Source organism: Chamaesiphon sp. OTE_20_metabat_361 (assembly GCF_031364565.1).
Map to the genome: position 1 here is coordinate 1 of NZ_JANLWO010000011.1, position 7,338 is coordinate 7,338.

Genomic DNA, 7,338 nt, shown 5'->3' on the forward strand with positions numbered 1-7,338 from the left:
CCTTCAGATATGCCAAATTCAGCAGCACATATAATGCGGTAATAATTCCTAACCCCCAGAGGAGCGATCGAATGATGTTGCGCTGGTAGTTCTCGATCTCAGTAGAGATCTGCGCGGCTTCATTCCAACCACCATAGGACAACAGTACGAATACCATTGCCGATCCCCAAGATCTAGTAGCAGCGCCAGTAGCCGGAGCGGGAACACTAGTGTCCGCTGGCAAGGTTAAGCCGATGATAACGATTGCCAGCAGTCCTAAGACGGTAGTAATCGTCAGCCAGTTTTGGAGCCGTTTACTGTGCTTCACGCCCAAAATATTGAGAGTGGTGAGGAGGGCAATCGCCAGTGCCGCATAAATCCCTGCTGAAAATGTGCCCAGCCGCAATAATTGCGAGGCATAATCTCCAAATACAAAAGCCAGTAAAGCGATCGATCCAGTCTGAATTACACTCAATCGCGCCCAGGCAAATAAAATCGCAATCGATCGACCGAATGCTCGCTTTAAGTAGTCATAACTACCACCGATATTTGGATATGTGGTAGCGAGTTCGGCATAGCATAAAGCACCGATAATGGAGATGACTCCACCCAAGCACCAAGCTTGTAAAAGATCGGTTTCACTATTAGCATTAGCCGCAACTAATGCTGGTGTCTCAAATATTCCCGCACCAATAACTAGTCCGACAATTAAGGCGATCGCATCAAATAGCCGGATTGAAGGTCTTGTTGCTATCGTCCTATTTTCGGCAATTTTGGTTAATTTAGGTTGCTCGATTATACTCACAGCTCTAATATCTGCTATGTGGGCAACTGGCGATGTGCCAATAATTGATAAATTGTCAGTGAAAATTTATCGATCTCCATTTTTTAGTTGGTGCTGAAAAATGAAGCGTAGAAGTACTTAATTTATGAGACTGTATAACTTCGCCCTTATTAATTACTTTTTACTTTTGGCAATTACACGAGTTTTGTGATGCTACTGTTTAAAGTGTACGATCGGTTTTTGAGAGAATTATCTACCGATCGACATACTTATGATGTTAATTTATCGCTCAAATGATAGTAAAAAATTACTAATATTTAGTCAGCACAAATTTCAGAATGAATATATCTCGATGTCTGCCGCTTCTTGGGCTTCAGTGCCTGTAATCCCGATCGCGATAACAATACCCACTCGATCGAACCAATGTGTCTTAATTAAAAAATACTGCTTAGCTGTCGAATATGCCGCGTCGAAGGAGCGGCTAATTTTAAGTATCATTAACTACCAAAACTTGCTTGGTATGCCCAGTTTTGCTGTGGATTATGCGAGGAGAGTAGTTGACAATTAAGGCTCGATCGCTCTCATCAAAATACTACCTTCTCAGACACGACATTCACCAAATGTGATGTCTCGATCGCAATTTAGCAAGCACAGCACATTAACGCCCAAATTGCAGCGATCGCGATCCCTGAGAATTATGTAGAGATATATCACAATCTCCAATCTTTGTTAATAAATGTTGCAGATGCTCGATCTATCTGATAGGGTGTGTCTATCAAATAGTACTTCATGTGCTTGATGCCCAGCTAGAGGTAATCGATTAATTATCCTCTCCTAGCGATTAGTGTCACCTACACTCACTTAGCCGCTCCGTCCCTACATTTAACCAACTGCTCGATCGTCATTTTGCTCGCTATCTACCCCGAGCGTAAAGTTTGTGTATCCATACCTAGCGCACAAGGTTGGCAGTGACTTCACTTTTGGAGGTTTTTAACAATGAAGCTACACGGAAAAACAGCCCTCGTGACTGGAGCATCGCGCGGCATCGGTCAAGCGATTGCCTTTGAGCTAGCCACAAGTGGCATTAAACGGCTGTTACTAGTCGCCCGTAACGAACAGCGGTTAGCCGAAGTTGCCGCAGAGATCGGTGTCATGGGTGTCGAAGTCATCCCGATCGTGCTAGATTTAACCGATCGGATTCGGGTTAATGTCGTTATCTCTCAGGCATGGCGCGATTACGGACAGATTCACTTATTGGTAAATTGTGCGGGAGTTGCCTATCAAGCACCCTTCCTACAATCAAAGTTACCCCACGTCCAAGAAGAGATCGCCATCAATCTGCTGGGGATGTATACCATCACCCGCCTGATTGCCCGCCGGATGGTCTCGCAACAAACAGGTGCCATTGTCAATGTTGCCAGTCTGATGGGCAAGGTCGCCGCACCGACGATGTCTACCTATTCAGCTACCAAATTTGCCATCTTGGGATTTACCCAAGCACTCCGGGGCGAGTTAGCCAGTCACAACGTACAGGTGATATCGCTGTTGCCGACGCTCACCGATACGGACATGGTGCGAGATTTACAGCTATTTCGCGGCATGATGCCGATGTCGCCCCAGCGCGTCGCCCAAGCACTAATCCGAGGAATCGATCGTAACGAGCGGGAGATTATCATCGGTTGGCAAAGTCATCTCGCAGTTTGGGGCAACTATCTAGTACCCCGATTACTGGAGAGCATCATCCAGATTGCCGCCCCGCTACCGACTCAAAAACAGTTTTGGCAGCGATTGGGAGCTAAGGGGTAATAGACTTTAGGCTCTAGGCTTTAGGTTTTAGGGCAAATTAATGCTTTCGAGTAGCAAGTCGTACTACTCGAAAGCATTTTTGTTAGATATTTCGTCCGGTCTTGTAACAAATCGGTCTTAATAGTTTTGCGTAGTATTACTTAGAGAAGCTACGCGATCGTACCGAGCGACCAAATTCAGATGGGTTATATTAGTCAAAGATACATAGTAACGATCGAGCGCAAAATGTTTGAGGATTGAGGTTTGAAGGCATACTCGATTCTCCAAGGGAGCGGCTACGCCAACGATCGACCCTCAAAGGGTAGCTATTGTATAAAAAGAAGTAACATAAGCTATACTAGTCATTGTAGCATATTTGCTACCAACCCATTCTGATATCTTTTGCTGTAAATGTTCACCAATCTGATTTCTAGAATTCACAACTGTTCGCGACCAGAAGATATTCTGCAAGCTAGTGTCGAAAGCGTCAAGCACGCGCTCCACTGCGATCGAGTTGTAGTGTACAGTTTGCAATCCGAGAGTCTGGGAAAAGTTGTCGCGGAGTCAGTAGAGCCGGGATTTCCCAAAACAGTAGAGACAACAATCGAGGATCCTTGCTTTATGGCAAGGCATGTCGATACTTATCGTCAAGGTCGGATCAACACGATCGATAATATCTACGAAGCTAAGATTACGCCGTGCTACATCGAAACGCTGGAAAAACTCGCAGTCAAAGCTAACTTAGTGGTGCCATTATTGTTACCAGATGGTGAGCTATATGGCTTATTAATTTTGCATCAATGTTCCCAGCCTCGCGCTTGGCAACCTGAAGAAATTACCCTCACCGCGCAAATGGCGTTGCAAATTGGCTGGGCGTTGGATAATGCAGTGAGATGGTCGCAGTGTCAAAAAATCCAATCCTCACTCGATCGACAACGGTACTATGATGAGCTATTGATCTCTGCTACCCAAAGAATTCATCAGGGTACTACTCGCACTGAAGTCTTAGAAATTGCCACCACTCAAGCCCAAACTATTTTAAAGTGCGATCGGGCGATCGTCTATGGCATTACCGAGCCAAATGTTGGGATGGTTTTCGCTGAAGCAACAATGCCAGCATTGGCAACATTGAAAGGAACGGTAATTGACGACCCTTGTTTAGACGGATACAGGGTTAATGAATACAGCGATCGACTCCACGTTCGGGCGATTGATAATATTCATGAAGTTGGTATCGATCCCGATATTCTCGATAATTTAGTGAAGATCGCCGTTAAGGCAACTATTGTCGTACCGATTGTTAGCGATCGCAATGAATTATTTGGAGCGATTGCTGTTCATCAGTGTTTTAACTATCGCAATTGGCAAGATGTCGAAGTAGAATGGCTCAGACAAATTGGCATCCAAACTGGTTTAGCTCTAGCAAAAGCTCAGTTCCAAGAAGAGATCGTCGTGATGCGATCTTCACTCAAGCGAGCGGGTGCGGTTAAAGAGACAATTAGCAATGCCGACACTCAAGTCCAGCAGGTGAAAGAGTCGATCTCCAGCTCGATCCAAACTCTAGATGAAGCTAGACATTTGATGCGATTGCTCAGTCATGAAGTAGTTTCACTCACTAATAAACTATCGAGCGAAGATATCAATCTCGTCCGAATTATTACTAAGAAATTGCAAGCTAATACCGAAGTTGCGACAAGCGGTACAATTTCACTTCAGTCAGAAGTGAAAGAACTAGAAACAGTCGTTCACTCGGCAATTCAACTCTATAAGTCTCGAACCCGAACTGACGTTAATTAGCAACACAAAAAAAAGCTTACGTGAGAACGTAAGCTTGTCGATCGATAATCGGGCGATACATCACCGCAATCGGCTAATATCTGCTCGCTTTTAGCTTTTATTCAAAATCGTCGTCATCGTCGCTATCACCAGGAGGCGACCACTCAAACTCATCTTCATCATCCTTAGCAGTATTAGCTTCGATCGGATCGCCATAGATCAATCCGGCGAACTCCTCCTCCTCTTCTGGACTCGAAGGTTTGACGATCGATAAACCACTGAGGGTCGGATCGTCGAGATCGTAGCTGCGAGCGGTACGATCGTCGAGAATCATATCCTCATCGCTACCGAGCGAGCCGTCATAGGCACCATACATGCCCATCGAGCCATAATCATTGTCCGCGATGGGGCTGGAGAAGTTGGAATCCTCATAAGCATTGAAGCCCGTCCCAGCGGGAATCAGCCGACCGATAATCACGTTCTCTTTCAAGCCGCGCAACCAGTCAGATTTGCCTTCGATCGCGGCTTCGGTGAGTACCCGCGTAGTTTCTTGGAAACTCGCAGCCGAGATGAAGCTATCGGTATTCAAGGATGCCTTGGTAATCCCGAGCAACATGGGCGTATATTCCGCTGGAGCCGCACCAGTAATCGACATGGCTTCATTTACCTGTTCGACTTGGCGGAGTTCTTGGAGTTCCCCTGGGAGCATCGTGGTGTCACCACCGTCATCGATCCGGACTTTAGAGGTCATCTGACGAACGATGACTTCGATGTGTTTATCGGAAATTTCCACCCCTTGGGATTGGTATACCGATTGCACTTGGTTGACCAAGAATGCTTGCGCTTTTTGGAGTGCCAGCAGTGCCGCTTCAAAGACACCATTTTCCTCGCGGAAGTGGTTGAAGTAGACTTCTAAGATCTCGTGAGGGTTGAGCTGTCCGTCGGTGAGCAAGTGACCCGCTTTGACTACATTACCATCCGATACGAGCAAGTTTTGACCGGGGCCGAGGAAGTATTCTTCGACGGCACCACTCGCATCGATGACTTTAATTTCGGTCGGTTCGCCATCGTCGTTGTAGACGACAGATGCGGTACCATCGCGACGGTTGAGGATACAGGGTTCTTTAGGTTTACGCGCTTCGAGGAGTTCTTCGATCCGGGGTAAACCTTGGATGATGTCTCCGGTTTTCGATCGCTCGTAGACCAGGAGTACCAGATTATCGCCCCGCTGTACCAAGTCGCCAGTATCGATATGGAGAATCGCACCGGGGGATACCCGATACGGACGCGCCATCCGCAGTACGACTTGGGAGTCGTTGACTTCGACCACTTCACCAGATTCAGGACTGATAACTCCTTCAGCGATCTGGCTGCCAGCGACGACTAATTTACCAGCTTTGACAGTAGGTTTAGCACCATTAGTATCGACGATCGTCCGATCGCTTTCCCGGACTACTAATACCCGCCGCACGGATTCGGCACCTTGGCGAATTCCCCGGACTTCCCCAGGATTCTTGCACCGGATTTCTGTCCGGGCGACTACCGCACCAGGAGCGATCTTTTGACCGTCGGTGACTAGCGCCTCAGTATAAGTACTACCGCCCAAGTTATCGCCAGCCGTATCGCGACGGATGGTGAGCGATTCGAGAATTACCAGTTGGAGTCGTTGCTCGCCAGTCTCTTCATCCTTAATCAGCTCGATATCCGCAGCTAATTGGGGCGTGCTAGTAGACTCCATTTCCAACACTAGTTGGGTGCGGAGGAGTTCGACCCCATCGACAGATTTAACCCGTTCGCCATCTTTGTATGGTACGCGTTGGACTGCACGGAGTTCGATCGTCACAGACCGACCTTCGGCGTTCGGTCCTTGGGCACCAGATTGGTTGACGGAAGCTTGGGATGGTAAATTGGGTTCGTCGGGAACTTGATACTCGATCACCGGACGGATCAGTAGTGCCGAACCTTCCGGGGTTTCGACGTATTCTAGATATCGCAGCTCGGTCACAGCTTCGAGTTCGGGGACGGGTTTATTGCCGGGATAACAGATCGTCCCAGTTACGGATTGTCCCGCCTCTGGATCGTCGAGCAGATGTAGTTCGCCCGGTTTGATCGTAATCTCCCGGAGAATATCGTTTTTCTGGACGACTTCGATAATCCCGCTGATACCGCAGAAGATATCGCGAATCACTTCGGTACCTGCTTCGACATACTGCCCATCTTCGACGTTGAGCAGGGAGATGTCTTTATTTACCTCATGTGACTCTTCGGGGATCCAGAGAATTGTCCCACCTTGAACGACCTCATAGCCCTGTTTGGCTTTACCTTTTTTCTGGACATCTAGCCCTGCAAATTTGACGATTCCACCCGTGCGCGTCCGATAGCGATCGTCTACTAATTCGGCAACGGCGGTGCTATTTTGAACTTTAGTTCCGGGTGCTGTCAGCAGTTGGAAACGTTGATTGTCATCGGTGACGATCGTGTATTGCTCGCGTCCCGACTCGGTATCGACTTCGACCTTGGCGCGATCGAGCGACACGGAAGCCGTGATAATTTCGATCTCCCGTTCGCCGCGCAGCCGCACGACGCCACCACTGACCGAGATCAGCTTAGTTTCGGCAAGGACGCCATGTTCGGGGATCTTCGTACCGTTTTTGACTAGCGGTTCGGCACCAGGGGGTAAGTTGTAAACTTCACCTGAGAGTACCCAAATCAAGCCACCCCGTTGGGCGATCCGCGTCATGTTCCCTTGACGATCGGTTTTTTCTTCCGGAACGATATCGGCAAATAAAACTTCCCCAGCCAAATCGGCGGCGACGTCTTTAGTTGCTTTCTCGGTCGAGCGTCCGCCTCGGCTCAAGGCGATTTCGGCGATGAGATCGCCAGTTTTAACTTCGGCACCATCGGCGACAAGTAGCAGCGAGCCAGGGGTGAGATTAAAGACTTTTTTCTTACCTTTACCCTTTGGTTCGATAATGACATCGCCATTAACTTCGACTTGTTCGCGATCTTCACCA

The 7,338-nt window shown here is 48.0% G+C and carries 5 protein-coding genes; 2 read left to right on the forward strand and 3 right to left on the reverse strand.

Annotation, left to right across the window (positions count from 1 at the left end; genetic code table 11):
• Nucleotides 1-784: amino acid permease (locus RMO35_RS00310; RefSeq protein WP_309737761.1), on the reverse strand; the 784-nt coding region annotated here is incomplete at its 3' end.
• 312 nt (nt 785-1,096) lie between these two features.
• The gene (locus tag RMO35_RS00315; RefSeq protein ID WP_309737762.1) at nt 1,097-1,261 is read right to left on the reverse strand and encodes a hypothetical protein; all 165 of its coding nucleotides are present in this window, start codon (nt 1,259-1,261) and stop codon (nt 1,097-1,099) included.
• Nucleotides 1,262-1,759: 498 nt separating this feature from the next.
• Between RMO35_RS00315 and RMO35_RS00320 the strand changes: the two genes are divergently transcribed.
• Together RMO35_RS00320 and RMO35_RS00325 are read left to right on the forward strand one after the other, a co-directional pair.
• Complete coding sequence (locus RMO35_RS00320) at nt 1,760-2,569, forward strand: SDR family NAD(P)-dependent oxidoreductase (RefSeq protein ID WP_309737763.1); 810 nt, start codon at nt 1,760-1,762, stop codon at nt 2,567-2,569.
• Between the two features lie 390 nt (nt 2,570-2,959).
• On the forward strand, nt 2,960-4,345 hold the full coding sequence (locus RMO35_RS00325) for a GAF domain-containing protein (RefSeq protein WP_309737766.1): 1,386 nt from the start codon (nt 2,960-2,962) through the stop codon (nt 4,343-4,345).
• Between the two features lie 97 nt (nt 4,346-4,442).
• Here RMO35_RS00325 and RMO35_RS00330 read toward each other — a convergent pair.
• On the reverse strand, nt 4,443-7,338 hold a 2,896-nt coding region (locus RMO35_RS00330; protein WP_309737768.1), incomplete at its 5' end, for a DNA-directed RNA polymerase subunit beta''.

Coding starts and splice junctions, on each gene's coding strand:
- RMO35_RS00325 (WP_309737766.1), top strand. CDS start 2,960: ATGTTCACCAATCTGATTTCTAGAATTCACAACTGTTCGCGACCAGAA.
- RMO35_RS00320 (WP_309737763.1), top strand. CDS start 1,760: ATGAAGCTACACGGAAAAACAGCCCTCGTGACTGGAGCATCGCGCGGC.
- RMO35_RS00315 (WP_309737762.1), bottom strand. CDS start 1,261: ATGATACTTAAAATTAGCCGCTCCTTCGACGCGGCATATTCGACAGCT.